Source organism: Spongiimicrobium salis (genome assembly GCF_043678055.1).
GTDB classification, from domain to species: domain Bacteria; phylum Bacteroidota; class Bacteroidia; order Flavobacteriales; family Flavobacteriaceae; genus Spongiimicrobium; species Spongiimicrobium salis.
Map to the genome: position 1 here is coordinate 237989 of NZ_JBHEQA010000003.1, position 22227 is coordinate 260215.

Genomic DNA, 22227 nt, shown 5'->3' on the forward strand with positions numbered 1-22227 from the left:
ATTCACATAATAAGGTTTATTCTTTATCCATTTCACTTCATCCGGGCGAATGGATCAATTTTTTGGTTAAATAATTAAATCGAATATACAACATAATGGCCGATGCCGTTAATCCGGCCAGCAAGCCAATCCATATTCCAGTACTTTTTAAATTTGTATGCAATCCTAAATAATAGCTTATAGGAAACCCTATCAGCCAATAGGCAATAAAGGTAATCACGGTTGGAATTTTAACGTCTTGCAGGCCCCTTAAAGCTCCGAGTACCACCACTTGTAATCCATCCGAGATCTGGAAGAATGCGGCCACCAGTATCAATTGTGCGGCCAAAAAAATCACTTCCGCATTATCCATTTGGTTAGCCACTTCAGAAGCATCAAGATACATAGTAGGCAACCCATTGCGGAATATCAAAAAGAGTGCTGCAAAAACTATTTCCAATAAAAAGGTGAGTAGAAAAATAGATTGCGCGATCCGTCTGAGATCTTCAAAACGCTTTAAACCTTTTTGGTTTCCTACCCGGACCATGGCCGCTACTCCCAGTCCCATACCGACCATAAAAGTCATGCTGGACAGGTTTAGGGCAATTTGATTTGCAGCTTGTGCATTTTTACCCAGAACACCACTCAACCAAATGGCCGCCGTAAAGATGGCCACTTCAAAAAACATTTGTAGAGCTGAGGGAAATCCTAACCCAATGATTTTTTGCATGACTTTTTTTTCAATATTCTTAAAATTGAATCGGGTAACGTAATCCTGGAATTTCTTCTTGCTTTTCAACAGACCCCAAATAAAAAGCACCATGATCAATCGTGATACCAGCGTGCCAATTGCCGCGCCTACAATACCCAATTTTGGAAAACCTAGCGCTCCGAAAATTAGTAAGTAGTTCAGAAGAATATTCACCACATTTGCTAAAATTGTAGCGTACATTGGGTATTTGGTTTGGGAAAGTCCTTCTGAAAATTGTTTAAACGCTTGGAAAATGATCAAAGGGACCAAAGAGAAGGCTACAAGGTCCAAATAAGGTAAGGCCAAATCTACCACTTCCGGTGGTTGCTTCATATAGTAAATCAATGGTTTACTCAAAAGGATAATTCCAAAAAGTACCAAACCCAAAACCGTGCACAACACCAGTCCATGCTTCAGGGCACTTTTTCCATTTTCCTTACTTCCGGCCCCATCAGCCTCTGCAACCAAGGGTGTGATCGCCGTAGAAAACCCTATGCCCAAAGACATGGCTATGAATACAAAACTATTCCCCAAGGATACGGCTGCCAGTTCTGCCGTACCCAGTTGCCCTACCATAATATTATCCGCAAAACCTACAAAAGTATGGCCCAGCATTCCAAGAATTACCGGAAAAGATAGTTTAAGGTTATAGCGAAATTCTTTGGTGTACTGCTGTAACAAGTTGGCGTATTTTTTAGCAGTGCAAAGATAGCGTATCCATACCGCTTCGAGAACATTGTATTTTGTTTTTATGGGGACTTTGATGAAAAGTGGGCATTTCGAATAAAGTTTCAAATTGATATCTTTACGGCTGTACAATTTGGATACCAATGAATGATATCGGCTTAGCCAGTAGTATAGGAATCATCACTGTTTTTATTGCTTTTCTTCTGGCCCTATTCCTGTTTACCCTTAAAACGGATAAAAAGTTAGGGAATCGGCTGTTTGCTTTTTTCCTTATTTTGATCGCATTGGATATCAGTGGTTGGGCCTTTCCCGAAGTCTTGGATACCAACTCCAACCTTACCTTGATCAAAAGCAACCTTATTTTTCTACAACTCCCCGTCTTTTACCTTCATATATTGGCCATGAGCTATATTGACTTTAAGCTCAAGACAAAACATCTTTTGCATGCCGTGCCCTTTGTAATTGCCAATATCATATTGATTCCTCGCTATTATAGTGTTGATGCCAGTGCGAAAATGGAATTTTTAAAGCGTAGCAAGGAAATGTGGGAGATACAGTTCTTTCATATTTTTATCCATCTTCAAATAGCCCTTTACCTGATCATCATATTCTTGCTTCTCCAAAAAATCCATAAGATCTATTTGGAAAATTACACCAATAGCGACACCAAAAGTTATTCTTGGCTCTTTAACATTACCGTATTTCTGGCACTATTTCATGGTCTGGCCCTTCTGAAAAATATTTTCAAATTTTCAACCTACGAAGCGGTAACGGAATGGATAAAAATAACACTTGGTGTTGCTGAGCTTCTTATTTTATGCTGGTACCTGTTTAAAGCATTGCAACATCCAGAGCTGTTCCGGAGCGTAGATTCCAAATTGCAATTGGTGGATAACATGCTCGATGAGGAAAAGAAGGTAATCGAGGTTGAGGATCAAAAAACCATAGATCGCCTTAGGGACCATATGGAAAAGGAAGCGCCCTTTCTGGATCCTTCCCTCACCTCAAAAAATTTAGCGGACGCCCTACAGCTACCGGTCAAAGAATTATCCATTTTGATCAATCATAAAATTGGAATGCATTTTTTTGATTTTGTGAACGAGTATCGCATCAAAAAAGCCATGGAAATTCTGGAGAATACCGCAAAAAGTGAGCTTACCATTTTAGAAATCTTGTATGAAGTAGGCTTTAATTCAAAATCTTCTTTCAATACTTCTTTTAAAAAATATACGGGCCTTACACCAACAGTTTATCGGAAACAACTTCAAAATCAACAAATTAACCAAAAGTCGAACGTCTCATAAATAAAAGTCGAACCTAGGTCATTTGTAGAAATGCGTTCGACTTTTTTTATTCCGTCGCAGCATTCGATCATCCTTTTCATATTTGCTCCGAATCCATTAAACATTCGTTATTATGAAAAACAACATTATTATTTTATTTATCTTTTTAAGTTTTGGCCACCTACTATCAGCACAATCCCCCAAAGAGAAAATACAGGCATTGCTTGATGAAATCCAAAAAGAACACCCCGAAACGGGAATCAGTATAGGTATTCGATACGAAGATAAAATTACGTACCATCATAGGGGAAACTTGGAAAGAAATGGCGCTGTGCCCATTGATGAATATTCTGTTTTTGAGATTGCCTCGATTACCAAATTATTGACTGGAAATTTAATCGCGCAAGCCATTCAAGAGGAAAAAATAAAGGCTACGGATTATATGGATGCCTATCTTCCCGCTGGATTTCAGTTGCAAAAGGGTATTCAGAAGAAGATACGTATTACGGATTTGGCCTCGCATCAATCTGGCCTTCCCGATATTGATTTTCCAAAACTTATTGCACAGAACCCGCAGCAACCGATACAGTCCATTACCAAGGATACCATCTACAAAATCATCAACGATTGTAATCGTTTGAAGGATTATGGCTCTTATCGCTATTCTACTGTAGGATTCGTACTATTGGGACAAATTCTGGAACAACTCTACGGCAAAAGCTACGAGGCGATCGTTAAAGAAAATATTATCGTTCCCTTACAATTGAAACGTACGTTGACCAAGGATTTCCAGGTGAAAAATATAACCCATGGCTATAATCTTGAAGGAGGGGAACAGGAACTTTTCCATTGGAACATTGTAGCTCCTGCAGGATTGATAAAATCCAGTGCTGCCGATATGATGACCTATCTCAATGCCATAAGCACGTCCAATGGTACTTTCCGGGAAGCGGCCATACTTGCCGAAAAGAAGTATTACCAAGACGAGAACATCATTATTGGCTTAGGACTCAATATTTTAGAAGACAGTTCCCATACGATCTATGCAAAAACAGGGGATTCTTTGGGGCAGTCATCAGTGATGGCTTATGATGGCAAAGGAAAGTGGGCAGTGGTTATATTGCTCAACCAACACAATTCCAAATTGCGCAGCGACTTGTTTAACGCCATTTACGAAATACTACAATAAACGACTTCTTAAGGTGGGCCAATGCCAATATCTTCATGGCCCGCCTATATTTTTTTGGCTTCTTCCCAATACACATCCATTTCTTCCAAAGACATTTCCTTTAAGGATTTCCCCAAATGTTTGGCCTGGGTCTCTAAATATTGAAAGCGTTTTATAAATTTCTTATTGGTGCGTTCCAAGGCATTCTCGGGATTAATATCGAGGAAACGGGCATAATTGATCATTGAAAAAAGTACATCCCCAAACTCTTCCTCCATGCGGTTTTTATTGGCAGTGTCCACTTCTTGTTTAAATTCCCGAATTTCTTCTTCTACCTTTTGCCAAACCTGTTCCGGCTGTTCCCAATCGAACCCTACTCCGGCAACTTTATCCTGTATTCTGTTCGCTTTTACCAAAGCAGGAAGGCTTTTAGGCACACCTTCCAATACACTTTTCTTACCTTCCTTGAGTTTAATTTGCTCCCAGTTTTGCTTTACATCTTCCTCATTTTCAACCTTAACATCACCATAAATATGCGGGTGTCTATTGATCAATTTTTCACAAATTCCATTAGCTACATCCGCAATATCAAAAGTATCGGTCTCTGATCCAATCTTAGCATAAAACACGATGTGCAATAAAAGATCGCCCAATTCTTTTTTTATTTCTTCCAAATCATCATCCAAAATAGCGTCTCCCAATTCGTAGGTTTCCTCTATCGTGAGATGCCGTAGGGTTTTCATCGTCTGTTTCTTATCCCAGGGACATTGGGCCCTCAATTCGTCCATAATAGTCAATAGGCGATCAAAAGCCGTGAGTTGGTGTTGTCGGGAATTCATCATTGGAAATATTTTTTCAAAAGTACAAATCTATATACTTTTTGACTTTCCCTTATTTCGCAAATGTTCCAAAAATTGTACATTCACAAAAAATACTTCGACGCAATATGAAATTGGCCTCTCTTCTTTTTTTTCTTTTGATGGTGTTCTCTTGTGCAAGGGAAGCAGCTTTTGAAGAAACACCGGTTTCCTTTGACCAGTATACCGTAGAACCGGGATTTGAGATACAGGCCTTGGCGGCAGAGCCTTTGATTGAGGCTCCCATCAATATTAGTTTTGATAATCAGGGGAGACTTTGGGTTCTGGAAATGCAGGGATATATGCGTTCTATTGAAGGCATTGACGAAGAAGCCCCTATAGGAAGGATTCTCATTCTGGAAGATTTGGATAAAGATGGACAGATGGATCACTCCAAAGTCTTTTTAGGGCATTTAAAATTGGCTCGAGCATTTGCACATGTATACAACGGTTTGCTCTATGCCGAACCTCCATATCTTTACTATACAGAAATCAAATCGGATGATACTCCCGGAAATACGATTGTCGTAGATAGCACCTATGCCGTTGGGGGCAATGCGGAACATCAGCCTAACGGCCTTGTGATGGGGATGGACAATTGGATTTATAGCGCAAAATCCAATAAGAGATATCGCATGCAGCATGGAATATGGAAAACTTCCATCACCTCGGCCCGTGGACAATGGGGCATTACCCAAGATCGTATCGGCAGGCTTATTTACAATAACAATTCCAATCAAGCTCAAGGGGATTGGACCTTTCCCAATATCTTAAATAGCAATGCAAGTTTTAAACCAAAAATTGGCATCAACAATCCATTGATTGCGGACCAACGCGTATATCCCAAACACGTAACGGTAGTCAATAGGGGGTATTTACCCCATATGCTCCATCCAGATGGAAAATTAAAAAACTTCACCAGTGCTTGTGGGCCACTCTACTATGAGGGAGATTTACTTCCGGAGGCCTATCAAGGGAATCTTTTTGTTTGCGCACCTGAAGCGAATCTGATCAAAAGAAATATTCTTGAGCATGGCCAACTGCGCATGACGGGAAAACAGGCATGGGAAGGCAAAGAGCTTCTCAGCGCAACGGATGAAGGTTTTCGTCCGGTAAACCTTCAAAATGGACCCGATGGAGGGCTTTATATTGTGGATATGCACAGAGGCATTATCCAACATAAAACCTATATGACCAGTTATTTACGGAAATTATATCTAGATCGTCAGTTGGATACCATCAAAGGAATGGGCCGCATATTAAAATTAACGACCATCGGAGCAAATTCCAACAATCCAATACATTTAGCCGAACTAGGGCCAGAGCAATGGGTAGATTCACTACAGTCTAAAAATATATGGATTCGGCAACGATCTCAACAATTGATTATCAATTCTGGAAGAACGCAATTCAAAACTGCTCTGGAAAACCTATTGGGTACCGCTCCGGATGAAGTCAGCAGAATTCATGCCTTATACAGTTTAGAAGGGCTCAACTTGCTCACCAATCAACATTTATCCCTCAAAGATTGGGGAGCTTATCCTGCCTTGGGAGCACATATCATAAAACTGGCCATACAACAAGGGCATGTATTCCCTAACGAAAGTCTTCAAAATATCTTGGATTATCGTCAAGAACAGTTAGATTATCATCTGGCTTTTTACCTATCCAAAACAATAAACAGAACCACCCTACCCTTTCTTCAAGAACTATTAAATCGCTATGAAGGCGAAGCTTGGTTTTTAGAGCCTATTTATGCTGGTATTTCAGAAAAACAAAATGTATTTTTGGAAGGAATTCTAGGATTTAAAGAAGTTAAAGATCGTATACGGACCATGCAGACTGAAAAAATTTCACCAAACAAGAGTATGGGATATAGCGATGGCCTGACACGCGGGGTACAACTCTACCGAAAGCATTGTGCTACATGTCATGGTCCTGATGGGGATGGTATTAAAGGGCTGGCCCCACCCTTGCTTCAATCGGAATATGTTTCAGGATCTACATCCAGGCTTGCTTCCATACTATTTTATGGATTAACAGGGCCCATAAAAGTTAACGGCACCTCTTACGATTTTCAAGCAGCAATGCCAGGTATCGGTGGGAATCAGGGTATTTCTGATGAAGAAATCAAGGATATTGGCAATTACATCAGAAATGCATTTACCACTGCCCCACAATCCTTGACCGTAAAAACAATAGACAGTCTGAGGCATTCTACAAGACCATTGGATCAGATGTACACTTCAAAAGAACTTCATGAAAAATATTAAGGGGGTATATGTGTTCTTTTTAGGTTTACTACTAGGGTCTTGTGCACAAGAAAAAGAGCCTTGGATAGCACTTTTTGATGGGAAATCTCTGGACAATTGGGAAATAAGGAACGGTACAGCTCCGTATAAAATTGTAGGTTCAGAAATTGTAGGAACAACAAAATTTGGGTCTCCAAATACGTTTCTCTGCACTAAAGAGCGCTATGGCGATTTCATTCTGGAATTTGAAGTCAAAGTAGATTCCAGTATAAATTCTGGAGTACAATTTAGAAGTCTCAGCCTTCCGGAATACCAAAATGGGAGGGTCCATGGGTATCAAGCAGAAATAGATCCTAGTGACCGTGCCTGGAGTGGTGGAATTTATGATGAAGGTAGACGAGGTTGGTTGTATGATCTTAAGAATCACCCAAAAGGGAAAAAAGCCTTTAAGAAAAATACCTGGAACCGATATCGTATAGAGGCCATTGGATCTCATATAAGCATTTGGATCAACGGTATCAATACCAGTAATATCATGGATAGTATGACGGATAGAGGCTTTATTGGGCTTCAAGTACACAGTATAGAAAACGCTAAGGATATCGGAAAGGAAATTCGATGGAGAAACCTAAGGATTATCACCGATCAACCCGAAAAATATGCCCTGAAAGCAGATGCCACCTTAAAAATTATATCTTTTAAATGAGCGTTGGCGCATCCTAGCATTACATCGTAATACAAAAAAAATCTTATGCAGATTCAAAAAAAACTTATTCTAGCCACTACTATTGCAGTCATAGGCTGTACTCCCACTTCAAAAAAAACAAATGAAGTGGTAAAAGTGGTCCAAAGTCCGCTTGCCGATAAGGAAATTATTGACCTCACCCATTCTTTTTCAGAAGAAACCATTTACTGGGTCACTGCCAAAGAATTTGAGTTGGAGGAAGTAGCCAAAGGCGATACTGAAAACGGGTATTTTTATGCCGCGAACAATTTTGCTACAGCGGAACACGGCGGTACACATATTGATGCTCCCATACATTTTGCGAAAAACGGGGAATCTACCGATGAAATCCCACTTTCAAAGCTCATAGGCGAAGCAATTAAAATAGATGTTTCAAAGAATGCCTTGGCCAATGTGGATTATCTTATCAGTATAGCCGATTTTAAAGCTTGGGAAGAAGAGCAAGGTACGGAAATCCCGGATGGAAGCATTGTATTGTTGGAAACGGGTTACGCCCAATTTTATCCAGATAAAATAAAGTATTTGGGAACAGATCAACGTGGTCCCGAAGCGCTGAAGGATTTACATTTTCCCGGACTCTCTCCAGAAGCGGCGAACTGGTTGGTCACCAACAGAAAAATCAGTGCCATTGGTATAGATACTCCTAGTATTGATTATGGGCAATCGCAACTTTTCCAGAGTCATGTAACCTTAATGACCAAAAACATTCCCGGATTTGAGAACTTAACCAATTTAGATCAATTGCCCAAAACCGGATTTCAAGTCATTGCCTTACCCATGAAAATCAAGGGAGGATCAGGAGGCCCATTGCGCATTATTGCCTTGAAGTAAAAACACAAACGTATCGGAATTAAATTATTTAAACGCAACAAATAAATGTCCTTAAAAGAGAAAAAACCTGCACTTGTATTAATAGATATCCAAGAGGGAATGGCCGGAGACCACCCGCATTGGGGAGGAAAACGCAACAACCCTGATGCCGAGCAGAAAGCGGCAAAGATCCTTGAAGCATGGCGGAATCTGAAACTTCCCATTTTTCATGTTCAACATAGTTCCAAAGACCCCAATTCCATGCTGCATCATTCCCATCCAGGCTTTGCTTTGCAGGAAATCACAAAGCCTTTGGAAGGAGAACCTTTGATCGTTAAGGAAGTGAACAGTGCTTTTATTGAGACCGATCTTCAAGAACGTTTGGATAAAGCGCATATAGATACCCTGGTTATTGTTGGTTTAACCACAAATCATTGTGTTTCGACCACCACGAGAATGGCAGGAAACTTTGGATATACCACATTTTTGATTTCTGACGCCACGGCTACTTATGACCGCATTGGGATTAATGGCGAAACCTATGAAGCAGAAATGATTCATTTAACAGCACTGGCCAATTTAAAAGATGAATTTGCTACCATACTAACAACGGATGTCCTGTTGAAAATGCTGTAAATTCCATAGGAGCTCGTAAGGTATAGCGGAATCGTGAGTCTATACTACTAAAGATGCTTATGTTGAAATGTTTTGGTAATTATCTCTTAGTGGGGATATCAGTATGCTGTTTGAGTGCTTATACGATCAATGATAATAGCGCGGAAAACTATGCTTACTACAGCGATTATTTTGTCTTTATAGCCGACGATGCCACTACTCCATTGGTCATCCCCTTGGATATTAATTGGTCGGTATCGGATACCGGCTATTCCAGTGAATTCAAAGCGTGGTATGGCACACCAAAAAATTGGCCTATTTCCTATCATACCGAAAACACTGCTGCTTCTCCTGCTAAAACCCCAAACGAATCTTGGGAGCATAAAAATGGCCCCTCTTTTCAGTTTGATTCGGTCCAAAGAAATATTACTGTAAAAATCAAGGGCGCTCCAAGGCTAGAAGTCACGGTTCCAGAAAAATCTACTTGGGTCCAAATGCCCGCAAAAAATACCCCTAAGGAAATTTATGGTTGCAGAACTACGGTAACCATAAAAACAAAAAAAAGAACAGGGTGGATGATCTATGAACGTATTCGTTGGACTAAAGAAACGGTACGGGAATTTGGCGATTTCGCTGCTTTTTTCTGGTTACCACTCATTGTAGACGGAGATTTTTATCATTTTGAACAACATCGGGGCGAACAAACTGCTACAAAATGGTCTTTGCAAAAGGAAAAAATTGTGGTGGAGACCCTTCCTTCTTTCACGTTAAACATAGTCCGAACGGTTAAGGATAGTCAAAGTGGGAGGAAAAATATTCCTAAAGAAGTGCAGCTCCTTGCAAAACCTTGGGATTTAGACCTTATGATGAGGAGCAAAGGGGAACAAGTAGGATATGGTGCAAAATTTCCCAATGGATTGGCGTATTATCGGCAAAGTCTGCTCACATCCACCAAAAGTTCTAGCCAAAAGGGTTATGGAATGTTAGAACTTATTTTAGAGGATGATTAATTGTATTTAGTATCTTTAGAGGCAGATAACTCCATACCATGAAAAATAGATTCCTCATAGCAGTGCTTTTTGCACTATTTTTTATTTCCTTTTCCCAAGGACAAATGGCTGCCGGTGTTTCCCAAGATCGCTTAGAACGCTACGATGACTTTTTGAATCAAGAAGTGAAAAGCGATAATATTGCCGGTGCCATTTCCTACGTTATGCGCCGAGGGGAAGTTGTACACCAAAAAACCTATGGATATAGTGATATTGCCGCTAAAACTCCCATAAAGCAGGATCAAATAATGCATATGATGTCTATGACCAAACCTATTATTAGTGTGGCCTTCATGATGTTGTACGAGGAAGGACATTTTTTCCTCAACGATCCCGTTTCAAAATATTTGCCCGAATTTAAAAATATGAAAGTTGCCAAAGACCTTTCCGAAGGGATAAACGGCACAACATCACCAAGTAACAAGGAGATTAGCATTCTTCATCTACTAACACATACTGCTGGTTTTTCGCATGGATTAGGTCCAACTAAATTAGATCAAGAATATAGAAACACCCTGTATTTTAAACCTTATGCTTCTATTGATGAACGCGTTTCGGCCATGTCCAAACTTCCTCTTGTGGGGAACCCCGGAGAACAATGGTATTATAGTGCTTCTCCAGATGTATTGTCGGTATTGATCGAAAAGTTCTCGGGGATGTCCACTGCCGAATTTCTCGAAAAACGCATTTTTGCCCCACTGGGAATGAAGGATACGGGTTATAATATTAAAAAGAATGCCCAGGACAGATGGATGCCCGTATACAACAAAGATGCTTCCGGAAAACTAATGCAATCTCCCAATCAGTTGCCTGTAGAGGGGAACGTAATATATTCGGGCACACATGGATTGTTTTCCACCGCAAAGGATTATATGACTTTCTGCCAAATGCTGTTGAACAAAGGAAAATGGAAAGGGAAACAATTCTTGGGCCGAAAAACCATTGAATTGATGACTTTAAATCATGTAGGAGATCTATTCACAGGCGACGGCCAAGGCTATGGCCTTGGTGTAGGGGTCACTATTGATGTTGCGGATGGAAAGGCCTTGGGTTCGGAAGGGCATTATTACTGGGGAGGAGCATATTCTACCTATTTTTTTATTGATCCCAAAGAAGAAATGATCGCTATTTTGCTCACGCAATTACAACCTTATAGCCGTTTCTATGAGCATAGATTTCGACAATATGTATATCAGGCCATCGTAGATTAGTTGATACTGTGGTAATATCCGAAACTATTTTGAACATGAAAAATACAATCTTCTTTCTTATTTGTTGTAGCATGACGCTAAATATAATAGCTCAAGAAATCATAAACGTACCTCATCAAAAATCCAATGAAGTGATTTGGGAAGGTGGCGAAAAAAAGTATCATTCCAATATTTGGAACAATGAGGTGGTCACCAACGTATCTGTTCCTACAATGAAAATGTTTAGACCCGAAGGGAAACCTAATGGAACTTCGGTAATTATAGCTCCCGGTGGAGGCTTATATGCCCTATCTATTGATAGTGAGGGAGAAGCTGTGGCAAAATGGCTCGTCAAAAAAGGGATTACGGCCTTCGTATTAAAATATCGTCTGGTCCCCACAGGAAAGGATGGCGTCCAAGAAATAACGGATGCTGCCCAGAACAACCCTTCAGAAATTGCGGTAAATGTGGGTAAAGTAATGCCCTTATCCATTGCAGACGGATTGGCCGCGGTTTCCTATGTTCGTGAGCACTCCACGGAATTAGGCCTCGCCTCCGATAAAATTGGATTTATGGGCTTTTCTGCAGGTGGCTCTGTAGCTATGGGTGTGGCCTATAATTATACCAAAGATACCAGGCCTGATTTCTTAATTCCCGTATATCCCTGGACCACAGCACTCCCCGTACAAGAAGCACCAGAAGATGCTCCTCCAATGGCCGTGGTTTGCGCTTCTGATGATCCGCTTGGGTTGGCCGCTGGTAGCGTAGCCCTATATTCTTCTTGGCTCAAAGCAGGAAAAAAACCAGAATTGCATTTGTATTCCAAAGGAGGCCATGGTTTTGGAATGAAAGGTGAAGGCTTTCCCGCTGCAAAATGGATTGAGCCCATTTATGAATGGCTAAAAGCGGAGGAATTGACCCTGGCCCAATGAAAAGGATATGGTAATGCTATTTTTAAATCTTAAAGCCCTTATTTTGTGAAGTACGCTGTTTTTTTATTTTTATTTTTTACTACTTGTATATACGCGCAAGGCTTTAAAGATGAAGTTCTTGCCATTCAAAAAAAATACGATACTATTTTAGATCGTTCAAAAGAGACCATTGTTTTTACGGGAAGTTCAAGTGTTCGTTTATGGCGAAGTCTGGAATCTGATTTTCCCAATCATCAGATCGTCAATTCAGGTTTTGGGGGATCACAAGCTTACGATCTTTTGCAATATACCCAAGAACTCATTCTACAATATCACCCTAAAAAAGTGTTTATTTATGAAGGCGACAACGATGTTTTTTCGCGTAAAAAAACGAAGGAAATCATTGCCACTACCCAAGAAATTATCAAAAAAATAAAAGCCCAGGATCAGAATACGGAAATCGTTCTGATTTCAGCGAAACCAAGTTTGGCCCGTTGGAAATTACGGCGGCGCTATAGAAGATTAAATAGAGCTTTTAAGGCATTATCAGAGACCGATGAACACATCACTTTTGCCAATGTATGGAACGTGATGTTGAAAGGAAAAGGAAGAAGGGTACGAAAGGATATTTTTGTATCCGATGGCCTACATATGAATCCCAAAGGATATGCACTATGGTATGACGTTATACGTCAATTTATGGATTAAAATCAATAGAACTCAACTTTAAACAAATTGCAAATGCTACATTCCAAAATTTCTAAGGCGCTTATGGTTATTATAGGAGTACTATATATAACGAGCTGTGAAGAAAATAAAAAAGTGGTGCTGAATTTTCCGGATACGGATCTGACCCAAGAAAGTATGATTCCCATGCCTTTGCAAATTAAGGCGACAAATTCTGCTTTTGCCTTAGATCAATTTACAGGGATTTATACTTCGGAATCTTCAGATGACCTTATAGCCGTAGGAGCTTTTTTGGCAGATAAGATCAAGTCCAAGACCAGTTTGCGCCTAGCGGTCAATGAAACCAATACCGAAACCGTTGACCGGGTAATTTTCATTCATCAATCTGAAGATGCAGCGTTCAAAAGTAAAGAGGGGTATCATTTGTCTATTGGAAAAGATACCGTAATGATTAATGCAAAAACAGCCGAAGGAGCCTTTAGGGCAGTTCAAACCATTCGCCAATTGGTTCCGGATGTGAGCAACGATACGATTACCGACCACAAAATGTGGCTCATTCCTACTGGAGATATTAAAGATGACCCTAACTTTGAGTATCGTGGCGCCATGTTGGACGTAGCCCGACATTTTTTTAGTGTGGAAGACGTAAAACGCTATATTGATCTACTTGCCTATTACAAAATCAACGTACTACACCTGCATTTGACAGACGATCAAGGATGGCGCATTGAAATAAAATCTTGGCCAAAACTTACGGAAATTGGCGGTAGTACAGAAGTAGGTGGGGAATCTGGAGGATTTTATACGCAGGAGGAATATACGGATATTGTAAATTACGCTGCGGAACGTTATATGATGATTATTCCCGAAATAGATATGCCAGGACATACCAATGCCGCCTCTGTTTCCTACCCTATTTTGAATGGAAACGGAAAAACACCCAAGCTTTACGAGGGAATGCGGGTTGGATTTAGCACTTTTGATGCCCGTAAGGATACCGTATATACTTTTATTGATGATGTAGTCCGGGAAATCGCAGCGTTAACTCCTGGCCCCTATTTTCATATCGGAGGCGATGAAAGCCATGTGACCAAAAAGAAGGACTACGTTCATTTTGTGAATAAAGTGGAAAAAATTGTGGAAAAACATGGCAAGCGAATGATTGGTTGGGATGAAATTGCCAATACGGACGTTAGCGCCAATTCAATTTCCCAATACTGGTCCAGCAAGGAAAATGCCCAAGCTGCGGTAAAAAAGAAGATGAAAGTCATCCTTTCCCCTGCAAAAAGAGCTTATCTGGATATGCAATACGATTCTTTGTCCAAACATGGACTGCATTGGGCTGCTTATATCCCGGTCGATGCAGGGTACCAATGGACGCCTGAAGGCTTCGATGATATTCCTTTAGATCAGATTTTGGGCATTGAAGCCCCTTTATGGTCCGAAACCATTAGTGATATTCATGAATTGGAGTATTTAGCATTCCCCCGAGTCATTGGATATGCCGAATTAGGGTGGTCTACCGAAGAAAACAGGGATTGGGAAAACTATAAAGTGCGCTTGGCCAATCAAGCTCCATTCCTGGATCGTATGGAAGTAAATTACTATCCTTCTAAATTGATCGATTGGAAAAAAAACAAATATACTTACGAGCCCATTCGAAAGGATTGAATGATTTCATGTGAAACAAAATTTAATATAATATCCAAACTTGCCCTATGAAAGTACGTGTTGCCGCAATAGCAATTTTAGCATTGATTGTAATGAGTTGTAATGATGAGAAAAAGAAGAAAGAAATGGACGATAATGCTGCTGTAAAAACAGAAAAAGGAGAAGGTGAATACCCATTTTATATTGGTACCTATACCGATGGTGATAGCAAAGGCATTTACAGATATGCCTTAAAAAACGATGGGTCTTTTCGCAAAATTGGTCTAGCAACCGCTTCCCAAAATCCTTCTTTTCTAAGCTTTAGTTCCGATGGCAATTATTTGTTGGCGGTCAATGAAATCCAAAATGAAGCGGGCATGGGAACCGTGGAATCTTACCAAATAAAAGCAGATACACTTACTTTTATCAGTAGAAGCCCATCTGCAGGAGCCCACCCTTGTTTCATCACCACCAATGAACAAGGTTATGTGCTTGTTGCCAATTATACAGGGGGCAATATCGGTTTACTACAAATGGCCGATAATGGTGTTTTAAGCGGACTATTGGATACACAAAACCATAAGGGAAAAGGTACAACGGATCGGCAAGAAGGCCCTCATGCCCATTCGGCATGGTTTGATAGTGATTCAAAGGTGGTTTCCATTGATTTGGGCACCAATGAGCTCTGGTTTTCGCAGTTGGATACTGCGCAAAAGAAATTAACCCCTTTGGATCCCAACACTTTGAAAATGGCCCCTGGCGCCGGCCCACGTCATCTGACTTTTCATCCGCAACAAGATTGGGCCTATGTCATTAATGAATTGAATGCCACAGTTACTTTAATCAAGAAAAATACGGTCGACACGTATGAAGTAATCGATAGTATAGGTACGCTTCCTGAGGACTACAAAGGAGAAAATAGTTGTGCGGATATCCATATTTCTGATGACGGGAAGTTTCTATACGCTTCCAATAGGGGGCATAATAGTATTGCGATATATCGCGTAAATGATCAGAGTGGAAAGCTTACTTTGTTGGGTCATGAATCTACCAGAGGGGATGGTCCGCGTAATTTTTCACTTTCCCCGGACGGGAGGTTTCTTCTAGTTGCCAATCAAAGGACAAACAATATTGTCTCCTACCGGAGGGATGCAGCAACGGGACTTCTCCGTTTTATAGCAGAAATTGATGCTCCCACACCTGTTTGTATTCTGTTTGATAAAATGTAAATCCTTAAAATACTAAACCCATTGTAGTAGCGTTAAAGCTTCTATGGTGGCAGGAAAAATAAGACAATCCAGAATTATCTTTTTCATCAGCTTGGGGGTGCTCTTAATAGCACTCACCCAAAAAACCTACTGTACTCCGGATTGTGGAAGTTATGGCTCTGGCTTTGTTGCCTTTGTTTTTGGGATACTCGGAATTTTCGTAGGAGGAGCCTATATTACATGGTTTGCCAACCCCTTTTTGATCTTATCCTGGTTATTCATTGGCAAAAGACCATGGGTATCTTTAGTGCTTAGTGGTTTTGCTTTAGCCATTGCATTTTCTTTTTTGCTGTACGATGAAATCATGATCAATGAAGCTGGTCATTATGGAGATATCATAGGATATGCCTTGGGATACTGGCTTTGGATCTGTAGTATTGGCATCATGTTCTTAGGAAGTCTGTTCTGCGTTGTACGCAAAAAATAGGATTTCTATCCACTTTAATATTTCCTTCCAATACCCCTGAAAACAGCCTATTAGTTTCACCTTTTCTAGGGTGTTCCCAAACACAATCTTCCTTCATCTTTGTAGTATAGTTAATCTAAAAATACAATGATGAAAAAAACAATTTTAAGAACAATGATGGCCCTTGCTGTGATGTTCGCAGTCGCTTGTAAAAATGAACCAAAAGCTACGTCTACGGAGGAGGGTAAATCCGAAAAAACGGAACAAAACAGTCCAACACAACAAAGCAAAGAGGAAACAGGTGAAGTGGAAAAAACCGCCCACACGCCCAGCTTTAGTAACAATGACGTACAGCAATACGTTAACGCCTATGAAAAATATATGGAAGCGTATAGAAAAGCTGTGGAAAATAAGGATATGACAGCCTTTGCGGCTTTGGGAACAAAAGGACAGGAACTGGCCACTATGGGACAGGAAATCGCAGGAAAACTATCTATAGATAAAGTGAAAAAATATACGGATTACATGACTGCCAAGGCTCAGGAGCTTCAAGACTTAAGTGCAAAAATAACACAGTAGGCTATCTTCCCAATACCACAAACTAAAAAACAGCTGTTGAAAAATTATTTTCCCAACAGCTGTTTTCTATAGTTCCATTCCCTATTTTTTAATTCCTAGAGACCCCATGGGGGTACGTATCCTTGCAGTCTAAAACTACGGTTTTAGCCTAAAATGGTTGTTGGTGAACGAACTTTAGAAAACCTTAAACTACCGTATGCTCAATTTACAAATCATATCCTAATCAGCTTACAATGAGACAATAAACAATTAAAATCTATCTATTTTAAATGGAAAATCAGTATATTTAGTAGGCCAACCTCATGCAAAGATGTTCAACCTGGTATATAAATCAAAGGTCAATCCTATTTTTGGACAAACTCAGATTCAAGATATGCTTGAAAAAGCAAGGGTATACAATACAAAAAATGGTATAAGTGGTTGCCTGCTATTTTATAAGGGAGAATTTCTGCAATATTTAGAGGGGAAGGAAGCCATGGTATTGGAACTTTTTGAAAAAATCAAAATGGACGAAAGGCATTCCGATATTCAGTTATTGTCCCAAAGTTTTATATACCACCGGGAATTTGATCATTGGTCCATGGCTTACGAAAATTTTTTAGGCGCAAATCATCAATTGGAGTACTTAAAAATTCTAATCAGTTCGTTCATAGATACTTCCCAAGAAGGAATAGATCCTAATCCCAGTACAAAGAGCTTTTGGGTCAGTGCCAAAAAATTATTGAAGTCCAGAAAAGATGGTATTGAATCCAAGAAGATAAAATAATGATTTAAACTTACAAATCATTAGGGCATAGTGCCTCTCATAGACAAAAACTCAAAGTTTTCCTAAATCAAAAAATGAATTCACTCTGTCAAAACAAGCTTGGCTGTAGCGTTCATTTTTGTAAGAGTATCCTAATATATCCTTACTACTCTTCTTCGGAGCTCACCACCGCTTTTTTTTCTTCGGTTTCCTTAGACGCTTCTTCGCTTGAAAAATCGGTAATACCCTGGTCGTGCAATAGATTATACCACTGAATTACTTTTTTGATATCACTGGCATAAACACGATCTTCATCATAATTGGGCAATACACTAAAAAAGTACTCTTCCAGTTCAATTTTTGGAGCTTTGTGTTTAATTGCCGTCTTTTCTCCTTTTTCTTTTTCCTGAATTTTTTGGAATACCTCAATCAATGGAATCTCCTCATCCAAGGTATATATGGCGATTTCCGAAAGTACGCTTACATTGTTTTTAAAACCTACGGTAACCTTTTTTCCGTCAATCAATGATTCCGCCACAAAACCCGTTCTGGTTTGTGTCATTAATCTATAAAGTCCCGGTTTTCCACCGATTGATAGTATTTTATCTAAGCTCATGCTGTAATTCTAAAATTATGGCGCAAAGATTGCGCTTTTATGGTAAATTAAAAACTTCTTTTAAGGAATTAACGGAAATCTTAACACATTAAAATTCTTGATTCTTTTTCAAAAAAATGAGAGTTATCGCGCTTTCTTCATATCAGGAAAACGCATGCGATAATCCACTCTAATCTTTCCTTTGGAAATATTGTTCAAACGTCCTTTTAACAGCCGTTTTTTCAAAGAAGACAATTTATCGGTAAACAAAATTCCTTCAATATGATCGTACTCGTGCTGTATCACACGTGCCAAAAGCCCGTCATAGGTTTCCGTATGCTCTTTGAAATTCTCATCGCAATAATTAATGGTCACGGTATCTTTTCGGGAAACATCTTCACGAACATCCGGAATACTAAGGCATCCTTCATTGAACGTCCACTCTTCTCCAGTTTCCTCAACAATATGTGCGTTGATGAATACTTTTTTAAAATTCTTGAGAAGATCTTGTTCTTCGTCCGATAAATCCTCATCATCCGAAAAGGGAGAAGTATCCACCAAAAATAAACGGATAGGGCGGCCTATCTGCGGAGCCGCCAAACCAACGCCACTTGCCTTGTACATGGTCTCCCACATATTTTCCAAAAGGCTTTCCAATTCTGGATAATCTTTTTGGATATCTTTCGCTACTTTTCGTAAAACAGGATCGCCATAAGCTACAATCGGTAATGTCATCTTTTTTATTTTCTATTTAGATATGCCTGTAAAATAATCGTTGCACTAATCTCATCCACAAGGGCCTTGTTTCTTCTTTGTTTTTTCTTCAAACCTCCATCCAACATGGTCTGAAAAGCCATTTTGGAAGTAAATCGTTCATCTTGCCTATGGATAGGGATATGGGGAAAAGCCTGAACCAATTCTTTTAAAAAGCCCTGAATCAAAACTTCCGACTCCGATGGAGCATTATTCATTTGTTTAGGTTCTCCCACTATGAAAGATGCTACTTTTTCCTCAAGGACATATGATTTTAAAAAATCCAAAAGCGTATTGGTCTTCACCGTTGTAAGCCCGGAAGCAATCAACTGCAGTTCATCGGTTACTGCTATTCCTGTTCTTACCTTTCCATAATCTAACGCAACAATTCTTGCCACTTGCATATTTTTGACAAAAATAAAGCATAAAATGTTATAAGTGTAAAATTGAAAGATGAATTCACTTTATACCCCGTATATTTGCCAAAATTTAATTGTTAGCTATGACAGAATTACAACAAATTATAGAAAAAGCTTGGGAAGATAGATCTCTTCTAAAAGAAGATGCTACCCAGGCTGCCATACGCGAAGTCATTGGTCTTATCGATGAAGGAAAATTGAGATGTGCCGAGCCAACGGCTGATGGATGGCAAATCAATGAATGGGTAAAAAAAGGTGTTGTGCTGTATTTTCCGATTCAAAAAATGGAAACCTTGGAAGCTGGTATTTTTGAGTACCATGATAAGATGCCCCTTAAAAGAGGCTATGAAGAAAAAGGGATTCGTGTGGTACCTAATGCAGTAGCGCGGCATGGAGCATATATTTCACCAGGAACAATATTAATGCCCAGTTATGTAAATATAGGAGCCTATGTTGATGAAGGCACCATGGTAGATACATGGGCCACAGTAGGGAGTTGTGCTCAAATTGGGAAGAATGTTCACCTCAGCGGTGGTGTTGGTATCGGTGGTGTCCTAGAACCTTTACAAGCGGCTCCTGTAATCATTGAGGATAATGCTTTCATAGGTTCCCGTTGTATTGTTGTTGAGGGAGTACGTGTAGAAAAAGAGGCAGTTTTGGGTGCCAATGTGGTTTTAACAGCTTCTACTAAAATTATTGACGTTACCGGGGATACGCCCGTAGAACGAAAAGGATTGGTTCCTGCAAGATCTGTTGTAATCCCGGGGAGTTATACAAAGAAATTTGCAGCTGGAGAATACAACGTTCCATGTGCTTTAATCATAGGAAAACGCAAAGAAAGCACCAACAAGAAAACCTCATTAAATGATGCCCTTAGGGAATATGACGTTGCCGTTTAAGCGGACAAGTCTTATACATGTCTTTTTAAAAAAATCCTTTCAAGAAATTGAAGGGATTTTTTATGCTCGCTATCGTTAAAATAGCCTTCTTTAAGAAGCAACCTTTTTGCTCCAAAAGTATCTAAACTATAGCATCAAAGTTAAAATTATAGTATGCTGATCAGGGTAAAATGTAAGAGTTTTATTTTTTAATATAATTTTTTCTCTTTTTTGCTGTTATAGTTTTAATAGTAGCTTAAATTTGTACCCTACAAGAAAAATGCAGACCCCAAAAGAAAAAATATCAGCCTTGATTATCACCTATAATGAGATAGGGTATATTGAGCGTTGTATTGCCTCTTTGGCCTTCGCAGATGAAATCATCGTGGTGGATTCTTATAGCACGGACGGCACCTATGAATACGTCTCGCAGCTTGAAAATGTTTCCGTCATCCAAAACCCATTTGACAATTTTACCTCGCAAAAATCTTTTGCCTTGAAACAGGCCTCCCATGATTGGATATTGTTCTTGGATGCCGACGAGGTCATTCCGGAAACATTAAAGTCAGAAATCTTGGCTACAGTACACCAAGATTCCCCACATGCCGCATATTGGTTCTACAGAAAATTTATGTTTCAAGATAAACCCCTAAATTTTAGTGGTTGGCAAACGGATAAAAACTATCGTTTATTTCGTAAAAGTCGGGCAAGTTTCTCCGATAAAAAAATTGTTCATGAAACCTTGGAAGTAAATGGTTCTTCTGGTATTTTAAAAGAAAAACTAATTCATTATTGCTACAAAGGTTATGAGGACTACAAGTCCAAAATGCTGAAGTATGGAAGACTTAAGGCCAAGGAGGATTTTTACAAAGAGAAAAGTTTTAATTATTTCGTTTTTGTCTTAAAGCCCTTATGGAAATTTTTTAACCACTACATTTTGCGCCTTGGGATTTTAGATGGCGAAAAAGGCATTACCATTTGCTACTTAAATGCATTGGGCGTGCTGGAACGCTATAAAGAACTTAGGCGTCTTGAAAACAAAAATGCACTTACGCATTATTTGATAATGCCATAATGCGTCCAAACACTATTTTCTTTTTTTGTGTCTTTTCGTATTGCCATATTTTTGGCAATGGATTCCGGAGTTTTGTATCCCCTTTTATGATCCAAGTGCACACAAACCGCACTGTATCGCAATTGCTTGGATTTGATTCCAAAATTAAATAAGCGCTCTCCCAGTTCTCTATCCTGTCCTCCGTATTGCATCCGCTCATCAAAACCATTGACATTCTCAATATCTTTTTTCCAACCAGAGGAATTATGACCGTTCCAACTGGCATTTGTAGGTGTAAAAGTGTTTAGTAATTTAGAAATAAAACCCTTTGAAGTCAGCTTGTTGTTTTTAAAGGTTTTTGGGATACCCTTTTCCTTCAGCCAAAGAATATTGAAACAACGTTGTTCCTCAATATCTTTTTGTGTTATGAGCTTTGAGATATTCATGGGAAGCATATAATACCCTCCTGAGATAAAATATCCTTTTTCTTTATTGATATAATGAACCTCAACAAAGTCTTCCCTTGGAATGCAGTCTCCATCGGTCATAATAATGTAATCCGCACTGCATGCCGTTACCGACTTATTCAAAATTCGGGATTTCTGAAAACCGTCATCCTCCTGCCAAACATGAACGATAGGGTAAAAAACTTCTTTTTGCAACTGTGTCAATACCTCCTTGGTTTTTGGACCGGACCCATCATCCGCTATGACCACTTCAAAATCCTTGAAGGTTTGATAGTTAAATCCCCACAGGACTTTCTTCAACCACTCTTCGGAATTATAGGTGCTTACAATAATGGATATCTTTGGTTGCTTCACAGTATCTTCTAATTGAAGGGACAAAAATATAAATATAAAAGCATTAAAACATATCTTTAATTTTAGTTGGGCTAT

General features: G+C 39.5%; 23 protein-coding genes. 17 read left to right on the forward strand and 6 right to left on the reverse strand.

Annotated features, from left to right (window positions below; all coding sequences use genetic code 11):
• Window positions 1-37: 37 nt before the first annotated feature.
• Window positions 38-1411, reverse strand: a complete 1374-nt coding sequence (locus tag ACEXOE_RS15860) for an MATE family efflux transporter (protein WP_394750090.1) — start codon at window positions 1409-1411, stop codon at window positions 38-40.
• 149 nt (window positions 1412-1560) lie between these two features.
• On the opposite strand from ACEXOE_RS15860, the gene ACEXOE_RS15865 reads away from it, so the two are divergent.
• Both ACEXOE_RS15865 and ACEXOE_RS15870 read left to right on the forward strand, forming a co-directional pair.
• The gene (locus tag ACEXOE_RS15865; RefSeq protein ID WP_394749817.1) at window positions 1561-2721 is read left to right on the forward strand and encodes a helix-turn-helix domain-containing protein; all 1161 of its coding nucleotides are present in this window, start codon (window positions 1561-1563) and stop codon (window positions 2719-2721) included.
• Between the two features lie 112 nt (window positions 2722-2833).
• Window positions 2834-3889, forward strand: coding sequence for a serine hydrolase domain-containing protein (locus ACEXOE_RS15870; RefSeq protein ID WP_394749818.1), 1056 nt, complete (start codon window positions 2834-2836; stop codon window positions 3887-3889).
• A gap of 44 nt (window positions 3890-3933) precedes the next feature.
• On the opposite strand, the gene mazG is transcribed toward ACEXOE_RS15870, so the two are convergent.
• Window positions 3934-4707, reverse strand: a complete 774-nt coding sequence (gene mazG / locus ACEXOE_RS15875; RefSeq protein ID WP_394750091.1) for a nucleoside triphosphate pyrophosphohydrolase — start codon at window positions 4705-4707, stop codon at window positions 3934-3936.
• 107 nt (window positions 4708-4814) lie between these two features.
• Between mazG and ACEXOE_RS15880 the strand changes: the two genes are divergently transcribed.
• The 13 genes from ACEXOE_RS15880 (at window position 4815) to ACEXOE_RS15940 (ending at window position 17653) form a co-directional block, all read left to right on the forward strand.
• Window positions 4815-6998 carry a DUF7133 domain-containing protein gene (locus tag ACEXOE_RS15880; RefSeq protein ID WP_394749819.1) on the forward strand — a complete coding sequence of 728 codons (2184 nt, stop codon included), beginning with the start codon at window positions 4815-4817 and terminating at the stop codon, window positions 6996-6998.
• Window positions 6985-7683 (forward strand): 3-keto-disaccharide hydrolase, encoded by a 699-nt coding sequence (locus ACEXOE_RS15885; protein WP_394749820.1) that lies wholly within the window; start codon window positions 6985-6987, stop codon window positions 7681-7683. Before ACEXOE_RS15880 ends, ACEXOE_RS15885 begins: the two co-directional genes overlap by 14 nt.
• Window positions 7684-7728: 45 nt before the next feature.
• Complete coding sequence (locus ACEXOE_RS15890) at window positions 7729-8553, forward strand: cyclase family protein (RefSeq protein WP_394749821.1); 825 nt, start codon at window positions 7729-7731, stop codon at window positions 8551-8553.
• Between the two features lie 45 nt (window positions 8554-8598).
• Entirely contained in the window at window positions 8599-9168 is a 570-nt protein-coding gene (locus ACEXOE_RS15895) for a cysteine hydrolase family protein (protein ID WP_394749822.1), read from the forward strand.
• 59 nt (window positions 9169-9227) lie between these two features.
• The gene (locus tag ACEXOE_RS15900) at window positions 9228-10157 is read left to right on the forward strand and encodes a hypothetical protein (RefSeq protein WP_394749823.1); all 930 of its coding nucleotides are present in this window, start codon (window positions 9228-9230) and stop codon (window positions 10155-10157) included.
• A 38-nt stretch (window positions 10158-10195) separates the two neighbouring features.
• Window positions 10196-11407 (forward strand): serine hydrolase domain-containing protein, encoded by a 1212-nt coding sequence (locus tag ACEXOE_RS15905; RefSeq protein ID WP_394749824.1) that lies wholly within the window; start codon window positions 10196-10198, stop codon window positions 11405-11407.
• A gap of 35 nt (window positions 11408-11442) precedes the next feature.
• Window positions 11443-12318: an alpha/beta hydrolase gene (locus tag ACEXOE_RS15910; RefSeq protein ID WP_394749825.1), complete on the forward strand. Its 876-nt coding sequence runs from the start codon at window positions 11443-11445 to the stop codon at window positions 12316-12318.
• A gap of 45 nt (window positions 12319-12363) precedes the next feature.
• The gene (locus ACEXOE_RS15915; protein WP_394749826.1) at window positions 12364-13005 is read left to right on the forward strand and encodes a GDSL-type esterase/lipase family protein; all 642 of its coding nucleotides are present in this window, start codon (window positions 12364-12366) and stop codon (window positions 13003-13005) included.
• A gap of 33 nt (window positions 13006-13038) precedes the next feature.
• Window positions 13039-14655 (forward strand): family 20 glycosylhydrolase, encoded by a 1617-nt coding sequence (locus ACEXOE_RS15920; RefSeq protein ID WP_394749827.1) that lies wholly within the window; start codon window positions 13039-13041, stop codon window positions 14653-14655.
• Between the two features lie 47 nt (window positions 14656-14702).
• A complete protein-coding gene (locus tag ACEXOE_RS15925; protein ID WP_394749828.1) occupies window positions 14703-15863 on the forward strand; it encodes a lactonase family protein in 1161 nt (386 codons plus the stop codon).
• A gap of 43 nt (window positions 15864-15906) precedes the next feature.
• A complete protein-coding gene (locus ACEXOE_RS15930; RefSeq protein WP_394749829.1) occupies window positions 15907-16329 on the forward strand; it encodes a hypothetical protein in 423 nt (140 codons plus the stop codon).
• Window positions 16330-16455: 126 nt separating this feature from the next.
• The gene (locus ACEXOE_RS15935; protein ID WP_394749830.1) at window positions 16456-16887 is read left to right on the forward strand and encodes a hypothetical protein; all 432 of its coding nucleotides are present in this window, start codon (window positions 16456-16458) and stop codon (window positions 16885-16887) included.
• 310 nt (window positions 16888-17197) lie between these two features.
• A complete protein-coding gene (locus ACEXOE_RS15940; protein ID WP_394749831.1) occupies window positions 17198-17653 on the forward strand; it encodes a BLUF domain-containing protein in 456 nt (151 codons plus the stop codon).
• Window positions 17654-17798: 145 nt separating this feature from the next.
• On the opposite strand, the gene ACEXOE_RS15945 is transcribed toward ACEXOE_RS15940, so the two are convergent.
• The 3 genes from ACEXOE_RS15945 to ruvX all read right to left on the reverse strand — a co-directional run bounded on the left by ACEXOE_RS15945 (window position 17799) and on the right by ruvX (window position 19378).
• Complete coding sequence (locus ACEXOE_RS15945; protein WP_394749832.1) at window positions 17799-18248, reverse strand: DUF5606 family protein; 450 nt, start codon at window positions 18246-18248, stop codon at window positions 17799-17801.
• A 123-nt stretch (window positions 18249-18371) separates the two neighbouring features.
• Window positions 18372-18962 carry a peptide deformylase gene (gene def, locus ACEXOE_RS15950; protein WP_394749833.1) on the reverse strand — a complete coding sequence of 197 codons (591 nt, stop codon included), beginning with the start codon at window positions 18960-18962 and terminating at the stop codon, window positions 18372-18374.
• 5 nt (window positions 18963-18967) lie between these two features.
• Window positions 18968-19378, reverse strand: a complete 411-nt coding sequence (gene ruvX / locus ACEXOE_RS15955; RefSeq protein WP_394749834.1) for a Holliday junction resolvase RuvX — start codon at window positions 19376-19378, stop codon at window positions 18968-18970.
• Window positions 19379-19482: 104 nt separating this feature from the next.
• Here ruvX and ACEXOE_RS15960 point away from each other — a divergent pair, with 104 nt between their 5' ends.
• Together ACEXOE_RS15960 and ACEXOE_RS15965 are read left to right on the forward strand one after the other, a co-directional pair.
• Complete coding sequence (locus ACEXOE_RS15960) at window positions 19483-20298, forward strand: 2,3,4,5-tetrahydropyridine-2,6-dicarboxylate N-succinyltransferase (protein ID WP_394749835.1); 816 nt, start codon at window positions 19483-19485, stop codon at window positions 20296-20298.
• A 259-nt stretch (window positions 20299-20557) separates the two neighbouring features.
• Window positions 20558-21352, forward strand: a complete 795-nt coding sequence (locus ACEXOE_RS15965) for a glycosyltransferase family 2 protein (protein ID WP_394749836.1) — start codon at window positions 20558-20560, stop codon at window positions 21350-21352.
• On the opposite strand, the gene ACEXOE_RS15970 is transcribed toward ACEXOE_RS15965, so the two are convergent.
• Window positions 21334-22152 carry a glycosyltransferase family 2 protein gene (locus ACEXOE_RS15970; protein WP_394749837.1) on the reverse strand — a complete coding sequence of 273 codons (819 nt, stop codon included), beginning with the start codon at window positions 22150-22152 and terminating at the stop codon, window positions 21334-21336. The two genes, ACEXOE_RS15965 and ACEXOE_RS15970, sit on opposite strands and share 19 nt — an antisense overlap.
• Window positions 22153-22227: the final 75 nt, after the last annotated feature.